The organism is Actinospineispora eucalypti (assembly GCF_039543365.1).
Classification (GTDB): domain Bacteria; phylum Actinomycetota; class Actinomycetes; order Mycobacteriales; family Pseudonocardiaceae; genus Pseudonocardia; species Pseudonocardia eucalypti.
Map to the genome: position 1 here is coordinate 177,669 of NZ_BAABJP010000010.1, position 16,082 is coordinate 193,750.

Genomic DNA, 16,082 nt, shown 5'->3' on the forward strand with positions numbered 1-16,082 from the left:
GGTCAGCCGGGCCGCCACCAGCCGAGTACCTCGGTGACGGCGGAGGGGACGGCCACCAGCAGGCCGTCGGTGGCGAACGGGTTCGGGCGGCCGTGCCGGTCCAGCACCACCGCGCCGGCCTCCAGAGCCAGGGCCAGCCCGGCGGCCACGTCCCAGGCCCGGTACTCCTCCAGCACCGCCGCCGCCGCGTTGCCCAGCGCGACCTGGGTGATGGCCAGCGCCGCCGAACCGAGCACCCGCACCTCGCGGCGGGCGGCGCACGCGCTGGCCAGCGTGCCGGGGTCCACACAGACCGGGTAGCCCGACCCGGGGTCGGGCCGGCCGGGTTGCCGGGCCACCCGCACCGGCACGCCGTTCACCCGGGTGCCCCGGCCCCGGGCGGCCGCGTAGATCTCCGCGCGGGTCGGGTCGGAGATCACTCCGACCACGGGCCCGGTCGCGTCCAGCAGGGCCAGGCTGTACGCGTACCAGGGCAGCCCGGCCAGGTAGTTGAGCGCGCCGTCCACCGGCGCGACCAGCCAGCGGTAGCGGGAGGTGGCGCTCTCGTCGCCGGGGTAGTCGGTGCCGATCACGGGGCCGAGGACCGGGATGTCCGGGAACTCGGCGGCGAGCACGCGGCGGGTGTGTCGCTCCAGCGTGTGGTCGGTGTGGGTGACCCAGTCGAACAGGTGACGTTCCGTGCGGCTGCCCGTCCGGCCGGCACGGTCCGTGGTCGCGGCGAGCACCTCGGCGGCATCGTTGGCCAACCGCCCGCCGACCTCCAACGCGCGGGACAGCAGCCCCGGGTCGACCGGATCGGCGGGTGGAGGGTGCAACACCGTCATACCGCCCTAGCGTGTCCCTGCCCGGTGACCCGGGCGCGTCCGGCGGGTGACGCGTCGCCCGCGCGCGAAAGAATTCACGCTCGGTGAGTCGGCAACCCAGACCCGGCGAGTCGGGCTTTCGTGCACGGTGAGTCGGCGATCCAGGCCCGGCGAGTCGGGGATCCGGGTACGGCGAGTCGGGGATCCGGGTACGGCGAGTTGGGGATCCGGGTACGGCGAGTCGGGATGTTGTCGCGGTGTTCGGCCGCTGGCCACGCCCCTGTCGGCTCGCCGGCCGATCACCAGGGCATGGTTCGTAAACGTGCGAGTGGCGATTGTGACGGAGTGTTTCCTGCCCACGGTCAACGGCGTGACCAACTCGGTGCTCCGGGTGGTCGAGCACCTGCGCCGGGCCGGGCACCGGGCGCTGATCATCGCGCCGGGTACCGAGCGCGAGGAGTACCTGGGCACCCCGGTGGTGCGGGTGCCGGCGATGGAGCTTCCCGTGGTGAACTCGATGCCGGTGGGCCTGCCCACCCGCCGGGTGCTCACCGCGCTGCGCGAGTTCGCCCCGGACGTGGTGCACCTCGCCTCGCCGTTCGTGGTCGGGGCCAGGGGACTGGCCGCCGCGCGCCGGCTGCACATCCCCACCGTGGCCGTCTACCAGACCGACATCGCCGGCTTCGCCACCTCCTACGGCCTGGCGCTCACCGCGCGCGCGGCGTGGCGCTGGACCTGCCGGCTGCACTCCCTCGCCGACCGCACCCTGGCCCCGTCGACCTGGGCGGCCGAGGCGCTGCGCTCGCGGGGCGTGCCCAGGGTCCACGCGTGGGCCCGGGGCGTGGACATCTCCCGTTTCCGCCCGTCCCGGCGCAACCCGCGCTGGCGCAAGCGCGCCGCCAACGGCGACATGCTGGTCGGCTACGTCGGCCGGCTGGCCCCGGAGAAGCAGGTCGAACGGCTGGCCGCGCTGCGCGACGTGCCCGGGGTGAAGCTGGTCGTGGTGGGCGACGGCCCGAGCGCGCCCAAGCTGCGCGAGATGCTCCCGGACGCCGAGTTCCTGGGTTTCCGGGACGGCACCGAGCTGGCCGAGATCTACGCCTCGCTGGACGTGTTCGTGCACACCGGCCCGTCCGAGACGTTCTGCCAGGCCGTGCAGGAAGCGCTGGCCAGCGGCGTGCCGGTGATCGCGCCGGACGCCGGCGGACCGCGTGACCTGGTGATCCCCGGGCGCACCGGTTACCTGGTACCCACCGGCTCACACCCGCACGACCCCGAAGCGGCGCGCGCGCTGCGCGAGGCGGTACGCGCACTGGCCGACCCCGAGACGCGGAGGAAGGCCGGGCTGGCCGCCCGCCGCTCGGTGCTGCGCCGGGACTGGACGACCGTGTGCGACGAGCTGATGTGCCACTATGCCGACGTGGTGGACGCGCAACCCGGGCATCGCCAAGCGGCCTGACGCGTCAAGGCATGCACATCGTCCAACTGGCCAACTTCTACGGGCCGCGCTCCGGTGGGCTGCGCACCGCGCTGCACCACCTGGGCGCCGGCTACGTGGACCGGGGTCACCGGGTGACGCTGGTGGTACCGGGTGGACGGCACACCGACGAGCGGCTGGCCACCGGGATCCGCCGCGTCACCCTTCCCGCGCCGAAGCTGCCCGGCACCGGGGGTTACCGCGCGGTCGACCCCTGGCGGGTGTGCCGGCTGCTGGAGGCGCTGCGGCCGGACGCGATCGAGGTGTCCGACCGGCTCACCCTGCGCGGACTGGGTGCCTGGGCGGCCAGGCGGGACATCCCCAGCGTGGTCATCTCGCACGAGCGGCTGGACCGGCTGCTCGAGCAGTTCCTGCTGCCCGGGCCGGCGGCGCGACGCTGGGCGGACTGGGCCAACCGGCGGATGGCGGCCAGCTACGACACCGTGGTGTGCACCACCGGGTTCGCCCGCGCGGAGTTCGACCGGATCGGCGCGGACAACGTGTTCCGCGTGCCGCTGGGCGTGGACCTGGCCGCGTTCACCCCGTCGCGCCGGGACGTGGCGCTACGCGGCCAGCTGGTCGGCGGGGCCGAGCACCTGCTGGTGCACTGCGGGCGGCTGTCCGTGGAGAAGCACGTGGAGCGCAGCGTGGACACGGTCGCCGCGTTGCACGAGGCCGGCCAGCGGATCCGCCTGGTGGTGGCCGGCGACGGGCCGCGCCGGGCGGCCCTGGAACGGCGCGCGCGGTCGCTGCCGGTGACCTTCCTGGGCTTCGTGGCCGAACGGTCCGCCGTGGCCACGCTGCTCGCCACCGCCGACGTGGCGCTGGCCCCCGGCCCGCACGAGACCTTCGGGCTGGCCGCCTTGGAGGCGTTGGCCAGCGGCACGCCGGTGGTGGTGTCGCGCTCGTCCGCGCTGGTGGAGATCGTCCGCCCGGGTTGTGGCGCCGCCGTGGCGGACGACCCGACCGCCTTCGCCGGCGCGGTGCGCGAGCTGCTCGCCGACGAGGAGGCCCTGCGCCGGGCCCGGGCGCGAGCCCGCGCCGAGGAGTTCACCTGGCCGTCGGCCGTGCGCGGCATGCTCACCGCGCTCGCCCGGTAGCGGAGCGCTCAGTGTTTGAGCAGGGCACGCACCAAGTCCTCGTCGAGCGGGTCGATTCGGCGTAGTCGGTCACACTCGTCAAAGGCCCGGTCCGTAGTGATGATCGCTTCACAGCCGACCTCGGTCGCTACCGCCACATGCAGACGGTCCGCCGGGCCCAGACCGGATGGTTCCATCGCCATTGCCGCCCGAAGATGATCGCGCCGGAGGTCGATCACCAGCGGAAACAGCTCTGCCGCCCGCATCGCGGTGCCAGCAGGCAGCGGTGGGCGCCCGCGATGCTCCAGGTGCCAGGTCTCCTCCAGTACGAGGACCGACGTCGCCGCCGGCAGCCGGCCCTGTGCCACCCAGGTCATGATCTGTTCGCAGGCGGGCTGCTGTGGCGCCTGGTACCGCGAGTAGGCGATAACGGCGGTGTCGATGAACGACAGCATCCGCTTCAGCCCGACGGAGGCGGGAGAAACTTGTCGGTCCGCTCGTCGAGTATCGCCTCGAGTTCCTCCGGGGTCGGTGCGGGGCTCACCTTCGGCAATGCTTTGAACTCCTCGAGCGCGGCGAGGCGCTCTGGCGCGCGTGGATAGGGGATGGCTTGGTCTATCGCGTCGCGCACTAGCTCGGTGACCGGAACGCCTTTGGCGCGAGCGGCATCGCGCAACCGTGCCGCCTGCTCCGGGCGGAGCAGGATCTGCAGCCGCTCCATCGTCATACACACAGGCTACACACTGTCCGTGCCGAAACACGACCGCGTAGCCTTCCGGACGTGTCGCGAGCCAGCCTGGACAAGGACCCGCGCGACGTCGCGCGCATGTTCGACGCGGTCGCCCGCCGCTACGACCTGACCAACACGCTGCTCTCCGGCGGCCAGGACAAGCTGTGGCGGATGGCCACCCGGCGGGCGCTGGCGCCCCGCGCCGGGGAAAAAATCCTCGACCTGGCCGCCGGGACCGGCGTGTCCACCGTGGAGCTGGCCCGGGACGGCGCCTGGTGCCTGGCCGCCGACTTCTCCCTGGGCATGCTCCGGTCCGGCCGCCACGCCGGCCGGGACGTGCCGATGGCCGCCGCCGACGCGCTGCACCTGCCGTTCGCCGACGCCAGCTTCGACGCGGTGACCATCTCGTTCGGCCTGCGCAACCTGGTCGACCCGGTGGCCGGGCTGGCCGAGATGGCCCGGGTCACCCGGCCCGGCGGGCGGCTGGTGGTGTGCGAGTTCTCCACGCCGACGTTCGCCCCGTTCGCGGCGGTCTACCACAACTATCTGATGCGCGCGCTGCCGGCGATCGCCACCCGGGTGAGCAGCAACCCGGAGGCGTACGTGTACCTGGCCGAGTCCATCCGCGCCTGGCCGGACCAGCCGGGGCTGGCCGCCAAGATCGCCGAGGCTGGCTGGGGCGAAGTGGCGTGGCGGAACCTGACCGGCGGCGTCGTCGCGCTGCACCGCGCGGTCAAGCCGTGACCACGAGCTACCTGCTCATCCCCGGCGCGGGCGGCGAGGCCTGGTACTGGCACCGGGTCGCCCCGCTGCTGGCCGAGCGCGGACATCGAGCCATCCCGGTGGACCTGCCGGCCGACGACCCGGGCGCCGGCCTGGCCGAGTACACCGAAACCGCCCTGGCCGCCCTCGAATCGAGCGGGCATGAAGAGGGCGACGAGCTGATCGTGGTCGCGCAGTCCATGGGCGGGTTCACCGGCCCGCTGGTGGCCACCCGGACCAGGGTGGACCTGCTGGTCATGCTGGCCGCGATGGTGCCCGCGCCCGGGGAGACCGGCGGAGCCTGGTGGGCCGACACCGGCCAGCCGGAAGCCGCCGCGGCCGCCGCCGAGGAGGGCGGCTACCGGTACCCCGGCGGCGAGAACGGCGAGTTCGACCTGGACGTGTTCTTCCACGACGTGCCGGACGAGGTCCGCGCGCGGGCCGTCGAGCGGGGCGAGCGGGACCAGTCGGACGCGCCGTTCGGCACGCCCTGGCCGCTGGAGAAGTGGCCGGAGGTGCCCACCCGGTTCCTGCTCTGCCGGCACGACCGGCTGTTCCCGGCCGAGTTCCAGCGGCGGGTGGTCCGCGAGCGGCTGGGGATCACTCCGGACGAGATGGACGGCGGCCACCTGCCGGCCCTGGCGCACCCCGATGACCTGGTAGAACGCCTGGAAACCTACCGCGAGACGCTGGCCGTCTGACACCCGTTAGGGTCACCATCCGTGGACAGGCGCGCGGTGTTGGTCACGCTGTTGGTCGGGCTGGTGCTCACCGTGACGGGGTGCACGATCGTGCCCGAGCCGTCCGAGATGCCGGCCGAGCCGCTGCCCGCGCCGCCGGCCTCCCCGCCCACCCGCCTGGCCGACCTGCCGGCCAACGCCCCCGACCTGGTCAAGCTGCCCAACGGGTTCGCCCCGGAGGGCCTGGCCATCGGTCCCGGGCCGACCGGCTACCTCGGCGACCGGGCGAACGGCGCGATCTACCGGGTCGACCTGGCCACCGGCCGGGGCATGGTGCTCAGCCCGCCGACCGGGCGGGGTGTGCAGGGCCTGAAGCTGAACCGGGACCGGCTCTACGCCGCCGGCGCCGACACCGGGGACGCCCGGGTGTACGACCTCGGTACCGGCCGGCTCCTGGTGAGCCTCCCGCTGGTCAAGCAGCCGAACAAGGACACGATGGTCAACGACGTGCTGCTGACCGAGGACGCCTGGTGGCTGACCGAGTCGCACGGCAACGTGCTGTACCGGGTCGGGCTGCCTCCGGATGGCGCCCTGCCCACCCAGCGGGACGTCCGCGCCGTGCCGCTGACCGGCGACTTCCACCCCCGCCCCGGGACCAACGCGAACGGCATCGCCCCCACCCCGGACGGCAAGGGGCTGTTGGTCATGCAGTCGAACACCGGCCGGTTGCTGCGGGTGGACCCGGACACCGGCCGGGCCACCGGCGTGGACCTCGGCGGCGCGACCCTGCCGGACGGCGACGGCCTGCTGCTGGAAGGGCAGACCCTCTACGTCGCACTGAACGACGGCAACGCGGTGGCCGCCATCCAACTGGACGCCACCGCCGGCAAGGGCCGCCTGACCAGGCGAATCACCGACCCCCGCTTCGACAAGCCGACCACTCTGGCCGCCGTCGGCGACCGCATCTACCTCCCCCAGGCCCGCTTCGACGCCCCTACCACCCCGGCCACCGCGTACACCGTCATCGCCGTCCGCCCGGCCAAATAGCCCGTCGTCGCGGCTCCCACCGCCGGGGGCTGGGTGCCGCGTCGTGGGTTCGGCGTCGGGCCGGGTCAAAGGCGGTTTGGACGGCGCGGTGTGGGTGGTCTGCCGCGGCTCCGGTTCGGCCTGTTGCGTTCCGGTCGAGCGGCGGTGCCGGCGGTTTCCATGGTCATCAGGACACCAGGGCCGCCCGGAGCGACCCGAAGCAGCCGCCATGTCCTGATGACCATGAAATCGGGGGGTGTGAAGGGGTGATCGCGGTTGCTGGTGGTTTAGCCTCGAAAATCGACGCTGAACCGCCAGAACCGGCGATCACCCTCGGCGGCACCCAACCGCGGCGGCGCAGACCCGCGACACCCGCCCCGGAAACCGATTCCGCCGAGCCTGTTGGGCGAACCCGGGGGGTGCGGCTTACACTCGCGAGCGGACTTCGTGAATCCGTTCACAAGCAACTGAGTACGCGTACCACCACACGCACCGGAGAGCCCGCATGGCGCAGTCGCCCGCATCCCGAGCCACGTCGAGCGACCACTCAGCGGATGTGATCGTCGTCGGCGCAGGCCCGGCCGGTTCCACCGCGGCGACCTATCTGGCCCGGGCCGGACTGGACGTGCTGCTGCTGGAGAAGTCCAGTTTCCCCCGGCCCAAGGTGTGCGGCGACGGGTTCACCCCGCGCGGCATGAAGCAGATCATCGACCTGGGCATCGACTGCTCGGAGCAGAACGGCTGGCTGCACAACAGGGGCCTGCGGGTGCTCGGCGGCGGGGTCAGCCTGGAGCTGGACTGGCCGGACCTGGCCACCTTCCCCAACTACGGGGCGGTCCGCCCCCGGCAGGACTTCGACGAGCTGCTGGTGCGCAACGCCGAGAAGGCCGGCGCCCGGCTCTACGAGGAACACAGCGTCACCGGGGCGATCACCGACGCGAGGACCGGAAGGGTCACCGGCGTCACCGCCACCGTGGGGAAGGGCAAGGACAAGCAGGAGCGCACCTTCACCGCGCCGCTCACGCTGGCCTGCGATGGCGTCACCGCCAAGGTCGCGCGCAGCCTGGGCCTGGACAGCCGGGACGACCGGCCGATGGGCGTCGCGGTGCGCCGCTACTACACCAGCCCGCGCACCCACGACGACTACCTCGAGTCGCACCTGGAGCTGTGGGACCGGTCCGACCCGCGCGACCCGAAGCTGCTGCCCGGCTACGGCTGGATCTTCGGCATGGGCGACGGCACCAGCAACGTGGGCCTGGGCATCCTGTCCACCAGCCGCGCGTTCGGCTCCACCGACTACCGCGCGCTGCTGAAGTCCTGGCTGGACGGCACCCCGGAGGAATGGGGCTACCGGGACGAGAACGCCGTCGGCACGGTGGGCGGCGCGGCGCTGCCCATGGGCTTCAACCGCACCCCGCACTACCGGCCGGGCCTGCTGCTGGTGGGTGACTCCGGCGGCATGGTGAACCCGTTCAACGGGGAGGGCATCGCGTACGCCATGCAGTCCGCGTCCATCGCCTCGGCCTCCGCGATCCAGGCGCTGGCCCGCTCGGGCAGCTCGGCCGAGGCCGCGCTGCGCGGCTACCCGCTGGCCATGCGCCAGGCGCTGGGCAGCTACTACCGGATGGGCAACCTGTTCTCCAAGGCCATCGGGAACCCGACCGTCATGCGCCTGGCCACCAGGCACGGGCTGCCCCGCCGCACGCTGATGGCGTTCCTACTCAAGCTGCTGGCCAACCTGTACGACCCCAAGGGCGGCGACGCCACGGATCGACTGATCAATGCAATGACGAAAATCACCCCGGGACTCAGGTAAGCGAGTAAGGGTCGCCTCACCTGGGGACTGGGCCGAACGGCTGATTAGGGTCAGCAACGAGTGCTGACCCTGGATAACAGACCGCCTACCGGAGGAGAAAATGCTCCAGCCCTACCTCCCGCTGGTGTTGTTGTTCGCGCTGGCCGGAGCGTTCGCGCTGTTCTCCGTGACGATGGCGCCGATGGTCGGCCCGCGCCGGTACAACAAGGCCAAGCTGGACGCCTACGAGTGCGGCATCGAGCCTTCCCCGCAGCCGGTCGTCGGCGGCGGCCGGATGCCGGTGGCCTATTACCTCACCGCGATGCTGTTCATCCTGTTCGACATCGAAATGGTGTTCCTCTACCCGTTCGCGGTCACCGCCGACTCGCTCGGCCTTTTCGGGCTGGTCGAGATCGTGCTGTTCATCGCCACCGTCGGTTTCGCCTACATCTACGTGTGGCGGCGCGGCGGCCTGGACTGGAACTGAAGGGGGCTCACGCTCGACATGGGACTCGAAGAGAAACTGCCCAACGGCGTCCTGTTGGCCAACGTTGAGAAGCTGGTCAACTGGACCCGCCGGTCATCGCTGTGGCCGGCCACCTTCGGGCTGGCCTGCTGCGCGATCGAGATGATGACCACCGGCGCGCCGCGCTACGACCTGGCCCGGTTCGGCATGGAGGTGTTCCGCGCCTCCCCCCGCCAGGCCGACCTGATGATCGTGGCCGGCCGGGTCAGCCAGAAGATGGCCCCGGTGCTCCGGCAGATCTACGACCAGATGCCCGAACCGCGCTGGGTGCTGGCGATGGGCGTGTGCGCCTCCTCCGGCGGCATGTTCAACAACTACGCGATCGTGCAGGGCGTGGACCACATCGTGCCGGTCGACATGTACCTGCCCGGCTGCCCGCCCCGGCCGGAGATGCTCATCGACGCGATCCTGAAGATCCACGCCAAGATCGCCGACGAGCCGCTCGGCCCGAAGCGCGCCGCCGAGCTGGCGGCCAGCGGCCACCGCACCGAACTGATCCCGTCCTCCATCAAGTACGCGAAGAAGTGAACATGAGCGACGAGACCACCCCCGGCCCGGGCGAGGAGCAGTCCTCGGCCGAGCGCCCCACCGAGAACGGCCTCACCGCGCACGAGCCGAGCGGCGAGCCCCCGGTGGTCGCCGGGCACGAGCGCCTCGGCATGTTCGGCGTGAACGACAGTGGCGACACCTCCGGTTTCGGCGGGCTGCGGCTGCCGGCGTACGCGCCGGCCCCGGCGGAGCGGCCGTACGGCGGCTGGTTCGACGAGTTCGCCGACGAGCTGGGCGCCACCCTGGCCGAGCGGGACATCCCGTCCAACGCCGTCCGCCAGGTCACCGTGGACCGGGGCGAGATCACCATTTACGTGCACCGGGACCGGATCCTGGAGCTGTGCCGGACGCTGCGCGACGGCGAGGGGCTGCGGTTCGAGCTGCTGTCCAGCCTGTCCGGGGTGGACTACGGCGAGAACGTGGAAGAGCGCCTGCACGTGGTCTACCACCTGACCTCCATGACCTTCCGCCGGCGCATCCGGCTGGAGGTCGCGGTGAGCGTGGCGGACCCGCACGTGCCCAGCGTGGTGGAGGTCTACCCGACCGCCGACTGGCAGGAGCGGGAGACCTGGGACATGTTCGGGGTGATCTTCGACGGGCACCCCGCGCTGACCCGGATCCTCATGCCGGACGACTGGGACGGCCACCCGCAGCGCAAGGACTACCCGCTCGGCGGGATCGCGGTGGAGTACAAGGGCGGCGCCGAGATTCCCCCGCCCGACCAGCGGAGGAGTTACTCATGAGCGCCGACCCCTACGCCGCCGAAGCCCGGCAGACCACCGAGGGCCCGGTCTACACGGTCACCGGTGGCGACTGGGACCAGATCGTGGACGCCGTGCAGAGCGACCACGACGAGCGGATCGTGATCAACCTCGGCCCGCAGCACCCCTCCACCCACGGCGTGCTCCGCCTGGTGCTGGAGCTGGAGGGCGAGACGGTCACCCAGGCCCGCTCGGTGATCGGCTACCTCCACACCGGCATCGAGAAGAACTGCGAGTACCGCACCTGGACCCAGGGCGTCACCTTCGTCACCCGGTGTGACTACCTGTCCCCGCTGTTCACCGAGACCGCCTACTGCCTGGGCGTGGAGAAGCTGCTCGGCATCGAGGCGCCCCGCCGCGCCCAGCTGGGCCGGGTGCTGCTGATGGAGATCAACCGGATCTCCTCGCACCTGGTCGCGCTGGCCACCGGCGGCATGGAGCTGGGCGCGCTGACCGGCATGACCTCCGGCTTCCGCGAGCGGGAGGTGGCGCTGCACCTGCTGGAGCACCTCACCGGCCTGCGGATGAACCACGCCTACATCCGCCCCGGCGGCATGGCCCAGGACTTCCCGGAGGACTACCGGGAAAAGGTCATGGAGTTCGTCGACTGGATGGACGAGTACCTGCCGTCCTACGACAAACTGCTCACCGGCCAGCCCATCTGGCGCAACCGGCTGGCCGGCGTCGGCTACCTGCCGGTCGATGGGTGTCTGGCGCTGGGCGCGACCGGGATCATCCTGCGCGCCGCCGGGCTGCCCTGGGACATGCGCAAGACCGAGCCGTACAGCTGCTACGACGAGTTCGACTTCGAGGTGCCGGTCGAGACCGACGCGGACTGCTTCGCCCGCTACAAGCTGCGGGTGGCCGAGATGCACGAGTCCCTCAAGATCATCCGGCAGTGCCTGGACAAGCTGGAGCCCGGCCCGGTGATGGTGGAGGACAAGAAGGTCGCCTGGCCGGCGCAGCTGTCCCTGGGCGCGGACGGCCTGGGCAACTCGCTGGAGCACGTGCGCAAGATCATGGGTCAGTCGATGGAGTCGCTGATCCACCACTTCAAGCTGGTCACCGAGGGCTTCAAGGTGCCGGCGGGGCAGAGCTACACGGCGGTCGAGTCGCCGCGCGGCGAGCTCGGCGCGCACCTGGTCTCCGACGGCGGCACCCGGCCGATGCGGGTGCACCTGCGCGAGCCCAGCTTCATCAACCTGCAGACCATGCCCGCGATGTCCGAGGGCGGCATGATCGCCGACGTCATCGCGGCCGTGGCGAGCATCGATCCGGTGATGGGGGGATGTGACCGGTGAGTGCCGAAGTACCGCGCGCGGTTCCGGAGAGCGCGCAACCACAGGCCGAGCAGGAGCTCGCCGACCCGTTCGACGAGGTCACCCGCCAGCGGGCGAAGCTGATCGTCGCCCGCTACCCGGAGTCGCGCTCGGCGCTGCTGCCGATGCTGCACCTGGTGCAGTCGGTGCAGGGCTACGTGAGCCAGGCCGGCATCCAGTTCTGCGCCGAGCAGCTGGAGCTGGCCACCGCCGAGGTCAGCGCGGTGGCCACGTTCTACACCATGTACAAGCGCCGGCCCGGGGGTGAGCACCTGGTCAGCGTGTGCACCAACACGCTGTGCGCGGCGCTGGGCGGGGACGCCATCTACAAGCGGCTGGGCCAGAAGCTGGGCTCCGACGGCAAGGCCCTGGGCCACGAGCAGACTTGCGGCGAGCCGGGCAGCACCGGCTCGATCACCCTGGAGCACGCCGAGTGCCTGGCCGCCTGCGACCTGGCCCCGGTCATCCAGGTGAACTACGAGTACTTCGACAAGCAGACTCCCGAGTCGGCGACCGAGCTGGTGGAGTCGCTGCGCCGGGGCGAGAAGCCGCACCCCACGCGGGGCGCCCCGCTCACCGACTGGCGCACCGTGGAGCGCGAGCTGGCCGGGTTCTTCGACGACCTGCCCACCTCGGCGGAGGGCGCATCGGCCTGCGCGGAGACGCTGATGGGCGCGCACCTGGCCGAGCGGAACGGCTGGACCCAGCCGACCAGGCCGGACAACCCCGAGTTCCCCCCGGTTCCGGAGAAGAAGTGATGGTTGACCAGCTGACGCCTGTTCTCACCAAGCGGTGGACCGCCGACCGGTCCTGGGCCAGGGAGGTCTACGAGCGCCAGGACGGTTACCAGGCGCTGCGCAAGGCCCTGGCCGCCCACCCCGACCAGCTGATCCAGCTGGTCAAGGACTCCGGCCTGCGCGGGCGCGGCGGCGCCGGGTTCCCCACCGGAATGAAGTGGGGCTTCATCCCGCAGGGCGACGGCAAGCCGCACTACCTGGTGATCAACGCCGACGAGGGCGAGCCGGGGACCTGCAAGGACATCCCGCTGATGATGGCCGACCCGCACTCGCTGGTCGAGGGCTGCATCATCACCAGCTACGCGATCCGGGCCAACTTCTGCGCCATCTACGTGCGCGGCGAGGCGCTGCACTGCATCCGCCGGATGCAGCACGCGGTGCGCGAGGCCTACGAGGCCGGCTACCTGGGCACGGACATCCTGGGCAGCGGCTTCGACCTGGACATCGTGATCCACGCCGGCGCCGGCGCGTACATCTGCGGCGAGGAGACCGCGCTGCTCGACTCGCTGGAAGGTCGCCGTGGTCAACCCCGCCTGAAGCCTCCCTTCCCGGCCACCGCCGGCCTGTACGCCGCGCCCACCGTGGTGAACAACGTGGAGACCATCGCCAGCGTTCCCGACATCGTGCTCGGCGGCAGCGAATGGTTCCGGGCCATGGGCACCGAGCGCAGCCCCGGCCCGAAGATCTACTCGCTGTCCGGGCACGTGGAGCGGCCGGGCCAGTACGAGGCGCCGCTGGGCACCACCCTGCGCCAGCTGCTCGAGCTGGCCGGCGGCATGAAGGACGGCATCCCGCTCAAGTTCTGGACCCCGGGCGGCTCGTCGACCCCGTTGTTCACCGCGGAGCACCTGGACGTTCCCCTGGACTTCGAGGGCGCGGCGCAGGCCGGGTCCATGCTGGGAACCACCGCTGTGATGATCTTCAACGAGACCGTCTCGGTGCCCTGGGCCGTGATGAAGTGGACCGAGTTCTACAAGCACGAGTCCTGCGGCAAGTGCACGCCGTGCCGCGAGGGCTGCTACTGGCTGCTGCAGATCCTGCAGCGGATGGTGGCCGGCGAGGGCACCGAGGCCGACATCGAGACCATGCTCGACATCTGCGACAACATCCTCGGCCGGTCGTTCTGCGCCCTGGGTGACGGCGCCACCAGCCCGATCACCAGCGGGATCAAGTACTTCCGCCAGGAGTTCCTGGACCTGTGTAAGGCGCAACCGGCCGTGCAGCGGCCGGAGCAACTCGGCGATCTAGTTGGGGCAAAGGCATGACGCTCACCGAGAACGTCACCGGCACCGGCTCCCGGCCGGTACCCGAGGGTCACGTCCGGCTGACCATCGACGACATCGAGGTGGACGCCCCCAAGGGCGAGATCCTCATACGCACCTGCGAGCGCCTCGGCATCATCGTGCCCAGGTTCTGCGACCACCCGCTGCTGGACCCGGCCGGCGCCTGCCGCCAGTGCCTGGTCGAGGTGGAGCTGGGCGGCCGCCCGATGCCCAAGCCGCAGGCCTCCTGCACGATGACCGTGGCCGACGGCATGGTGGTGCGCACCCAGCACACCTCCAAGGTGGCGGACAAGGCGCAGCAGGGCGTGATGGAGCTGCTGCTGATCAACCACCCGCTGGACTGCCCGATCTGCGACAAGGGCGGCGAATGCCCGCTGCAGAACCAGGCGATCTCCAACGGCCGGGAGGACTCGCGGTTCATCGACCGCAAGCGCACCTTCCCCAAGCCGCTGCCGATCTCCACCCAGGTGCTGCTGGACCGCGAGCGGTGTGTGCTGTGCCAGCGGTGTACCCGGTTCTCCGAGCAGATCGCCGGCGACCCGTTCATCGAGCTGCTGGAGCGTGGCGCGCAGCAGCAGATCGGGGTGGCGGAGGACAAGCCGTTCCAGTCCTACTTCTCCGGCAACACGATCCAGATCTGCCCGGTCGGTGCGCTGACCAGCGCCGCCTACCGGTTCCGCTCCCGCCCGTTCGACCTGGTGTCCACCCCGTCGGTGTGTGAGCACTGCTCGTCCGGTTGCGCGCAGCGCAACGACACCCGCCGCGGCCAGGTCATGCGCCGCCTGGCCGGCAACGACCCGGACGTCAACGAGGAGTGGAACTGCGACAAGGGCCGTTTCGCCTTCCGCTACCTGACCAGCAAGAACCGCATCACCCGCCCCCTGGTCCGCAACGCCCAGGGCGCCCTCGAGGAAGCCTCCTGGACCGACGCCCTCCGCGCCGCCGCCGAAGGCCTCCTGGCCGCCCGTGAAGGCACCCTGCCGAAGCCCGAGACGGCCGCCGAGGACGAGGCGGACGCTCCGGCGGCGAAGGGCGTGGGGGTGTTGGCCGGCGGCCGGCTGACCTATGAGGACGCCTACGCGTACGGGAAGTTTGCCCGGGTGGCGGCGCGCACCAATGACGTGGACTTCCGGGCGCGGGCGCACTCCGAGGAGGAGCTGGAGTTCCTGGCCGCGCACGTGGTGGGTACCAGCCCGGAGCGCGGCGGGGTGACCTTCGGCGCACTGGAGACCGCGCCGGCCGTGCTCTGTGTGGCGCTGGACCCGGAGGAGGAAGCCGGGATCGTGTTCCTGCGGCTGCGCAAGGGCGCCCGCAAGCACGGCCTGCGGGTCTTCCACCTCGGCCAGTGGACCACCCCCAGCGTCAGCAAGACCAACGCGACCCTCATCCCGGCGGTGCCGGGCGAGGAGGCGTCGGTGCTTGAGCGACTGGGCGAGAACAATTCAGCCGTGCTGGACCTGCTCGGCCAGGACGGCGGGGTGATCCTGGTCGGCCAGCGGGCCGCCGAGGTGCCCGGCCTGTTCGGTGCGGTCTCCGCGCTGGCCGGGCGGACCGGCGCCAAGATCGCCTGGGTCCCCGGGCGGGCCGGTGAGCGCGGTGCCCTGGACGCGGGCGCGGTGCCCAACCTGCTGCCCGGCGGCCGCCCGGTCGCCGACGCCTCCGCCCGTGCGGCGGTGGCCGAGGCCTGGGGCTTGGCCGGCGCGGACGAGTTGCCCGCCGAGCCGGGCCGGAGCACCTCGGAGATCCTGGCCGCCGCCGCGAGCGGTCAGCTGGCCGGCCTGGTGGTCGGCGGGCTGGACCCCTACGACCTGCCCGACCCGGAGGCCGCGCTCGAGGGACTGCGCGGCGCGGGCTTCGTGGTCAGCCTGGAACTGCACGAGTCGGCGGTGACCGAGCTGGCCGACGTGGTGCTGCCGGTCGCGCCGGACGCGAACCGGGACGGCGCCTACCTGAACTGGGAGGGCCGCATCCGCGAGTTCGGGGTGAGCCTGGCCGAGCCGGGCATGCTGCCGGACTGCCGGGTGCTGGACACCCTGGCCGTGGAGATGGACGTCGACCTGTTCACCCAGACACCAGCAGCGTCTCGAGCCGAGCTGCTGCGCCTGGAGGCGCAGCCCGTGAGTGGCGAGTACCGCTATAGCGTCACTCCGCACTCACGAGGCCAGGCCGAGCCGCCTGCGGGGCAGGCCGTGCTGGCCACCTGGCGCCAGGCGCTGGACGTGTTCAGTCTGGGGGTCGACGAGCCGCACCTGGCCGGCACCGCGCGGGCCCCGGAGGCCAGGGTGAACGCGGCCACCGCCGAGGCGCTGGGCCTGACCGAGGGCGCGCCGGCCGTGGTGGGCACCGAACGAGGCGCGATCACCGTGCCGGTCCGGCTGGCCGACCTGCCGGACGGCGTGGTCTGGCTGCCGGCCAACTCACCGGACTGCCGGGTGGGCGTCACGCTGGGCGCCGCGCACGGCGACCTGGTCACCGTCACCGGGGGAGCTAACTGA

At 71.8% G+C, this 16,082-nt stretch carries 16 protein-coding genes; 13 read left to right on the forward strand and 3 right to left on the reverse strand.

The window, feature by feature from the left end; all coding sequences use genetic code 11:
* Positions 1 to 2: 2 nt before the first annotated feature.
* Complete coding sequence (locus ABEB12_RS14495; RefSeq protein ID WP_185063971.1) at positions 3 to 824, reverse strand: inositol monophosphatase family protein; 822 nt, start codon at positions 822 to 824, stop codon at positions 3 to 5.
* 301 nt (positions 825 to 1,125) lie between these two features.
* Here ABEB12_RS14495 and ABEB12_RS14500 point away from each other — a divergent pair, with 301 nt between their 5' ends.
* Both ABEB12_RS14500 and ABEB12_RS14505 read left to right on the forward strand, forming a co-directional pair.
* Entirely contained in the window at positions 1,126 to 2,262 is a 1,137-nt protein-coding gene (locus tag ABEB12_RS14500) for a glycosyltransferase (RefSeq protein WP_185063972.1), read from the forward strand.
* An 11-nt stretch (positions 2,263 to 2,273) separates the two neighbouring features.
* Positions 2,274 to 3,380, forward strand: a complete 1,107-nt coding sequence (locus ABEB12_RS14505; RefSeq protein WP_185063973.1) for a glycosyltransferase — start codon at positions 2,274 to 2,276, stop codon at positions 3,378 to 3,380.
* Positions 3,381 to 3,388: 8 nt separating this feature from the next.
* On the opposite strand, the gene ABEB12_RS14510 is transcribed toward ABEB12_RS14505, so the two are convergent.
* Positions 3,389 to 3,814, reverse strand: a complete 426-nt coding sequence (locus ABEB12_RS14510; RefSeq protein WP_185063974.1) for a PIN domain-containing protein — start codon at positions 3,812 to 3,814, stop codon at positions 3,389 to 3,391.
* A 5-nt stretch (positions 3,815 to 3,819) separates the two neighbouring features.
* Complete coding sequence (locus ABEB12_RS14515; protein WP_185063975.1) at positions 3,820 to 4,086, reverse strand: ribbon-helix-helix domain-containing protein; 267 nt, start codon at positions 4,084 to 4,086, stop codon at positions 3,820 to 3,822.
* Between the two features lie 54 nt (positions 4,087 to 4,140).
* Here ABEB12_RS14515 and ABEB12_RS14520 point away from each other — a divergent pair, with 54 nt between their 5' ends.
* The 11 genes from ABEB12_RS14520 (at position 4,141) to ABEB12_RS14570 (ending at position 16,082) form a co-directional block, all read left to right on the forward strand.
* On the forward strand, positions 4,141 to 4,833 hold the full coding sequence (locus ABEB12_RS14520; RefSeq protein WP_185063976.1) for a demethylmenaquinone methyltransferase: 693 nt from the start codon (positions 4,141 to 4,143) through the stop codon (positions 4,831 to 4,833).
* Complete coding sequence (locus tag ABEB12_RS14525; RefSeq protein ID WP_185063977.1) at positions 4,830 to 5,552, forward strand: alpha/beta fold hydrolase; 723 nt, start codon at positions 4,830 to 4,832, stop codon at positions 5,550 to 5,552. Before ABEB12_RS14520 ends, ABEB12_RS14525 begins: the two co-directional genes overlap by 4 nt.
* Before the next feature lie 21 nt (positions 5,553 to 5,573).
* Positions 5,574 to 6,578, forward strand: coding sequence for an SMP-30/gluconolactonase/LRE family protein (locus tag ABEB12_RS14530; RefSeq protein WP_221498482.1), 1,005 nt, complete (start codon positions 5,574 to 5,576; stop codon positions 6,576 to 6,578).
* 484 nt (positions 6,579 to 7,062) lie between these two features.
* Complete coding sequence (locus ABEB12_RS14535) at positions 7,063 to 8,373, forward strand: geranylgeranyl reductase family protein (RefSeq protein ID WP_185063978.1); 1,311 nt, start codon at positions 7,063 to 7,065, stop codon at positions 8,371 to 8,373.
* A gap of 100 nt (positions 8,374 to 8,473) precedes the next feature.
* On the forward strand, positions 8,474 to 8,839 hold the full coding sequence (locus ABEB12_RS14540) for an NADH-quinone oxidoreductase subunit A (protein ID WP_185063979.1): 366 nt from the start codon (positions 8,474 to 8,476) through the stop codon (positions 8,837 to 8,839).
* 18 nt (positions 8,840 to 8,857) lie between these two features.
* A complete protein-coding gene (locus ABEB12_RS14545; protein WP_185063980.1) occupies positions 8,858 to 9,406 on the forward strand; it encodes an NADH-quinone oxidoreductase subunit NuoB in 549 nt (182 codons plus the stop codon).
* Between the two features lie 2 nt (positions 9,407 to 9,408).
* A complete protein-coding gene (locus ABEB12_RS14550; RefSeq protein WP_185063981.1) occupies positions 9,409 to 10,170 on the forward strand; it encodes an NADH-quinone oxidoreductase subunit C in 762 nt (253 codons plus the stop codon).
* Positions 10,167 to 11,489: an NADH-quinone oxidoreductase subunit D gene (locus ABEB12_RS14555; protein ID WP_185063982.1), complete on the forward strand. Its 1,323-nt coding sequence runs from the start codon at positions 10,167 to 10,169 to the stop codon at positions 11,487 to 11,489. The genes ABEB12_RS14550 and ABEB12_RS14555 overlap by 4 nt, the downstream gene beginning before the upstream one ends.
* Entirely contained in the window at positions 11,486 to 12,265 is a 780-nt protein-coding gene (gene nuoE, locus ABEB12_RS14560; RefSeq protein WP_185063983.1) for an NADH-quinone oxidoreductase subunit NuoE, read from the forward strand. Before ABEB12_RS14555 ends, nuoE begins: the two co-directional genes overlap by 4 nt.
* Positions 12,265 to 13,569: an NADH-quinone oxidoreductase subunit NuoF gene (gene nuoF / locus ABEB12_RS14565; RefSeq protein WP_185063984.1), complete on the forward strand. Its 1,305-nt coding sequence runs from the start codon at positions 12,265 to 12,267 to the stop codon at positions 13,567 to 13,569. Before nuoE ends, nuoF begins: the two co-directional genes overlap by 1 nt.
* Positions 13,566 to 16,082, forward strand: coding sequence for an NADH-quinone oxidoreductase subunit G (locus ABEB12_RS14570; protein ID WP_185063985.1), 2,517 nt, complete (start codon positions 13,566 to 13,568; stop codon positions 16,080 to 16,082). Before nuoF ends, ABEB12_RS14570 begins: the two co-directional genes overlap by 4 nt.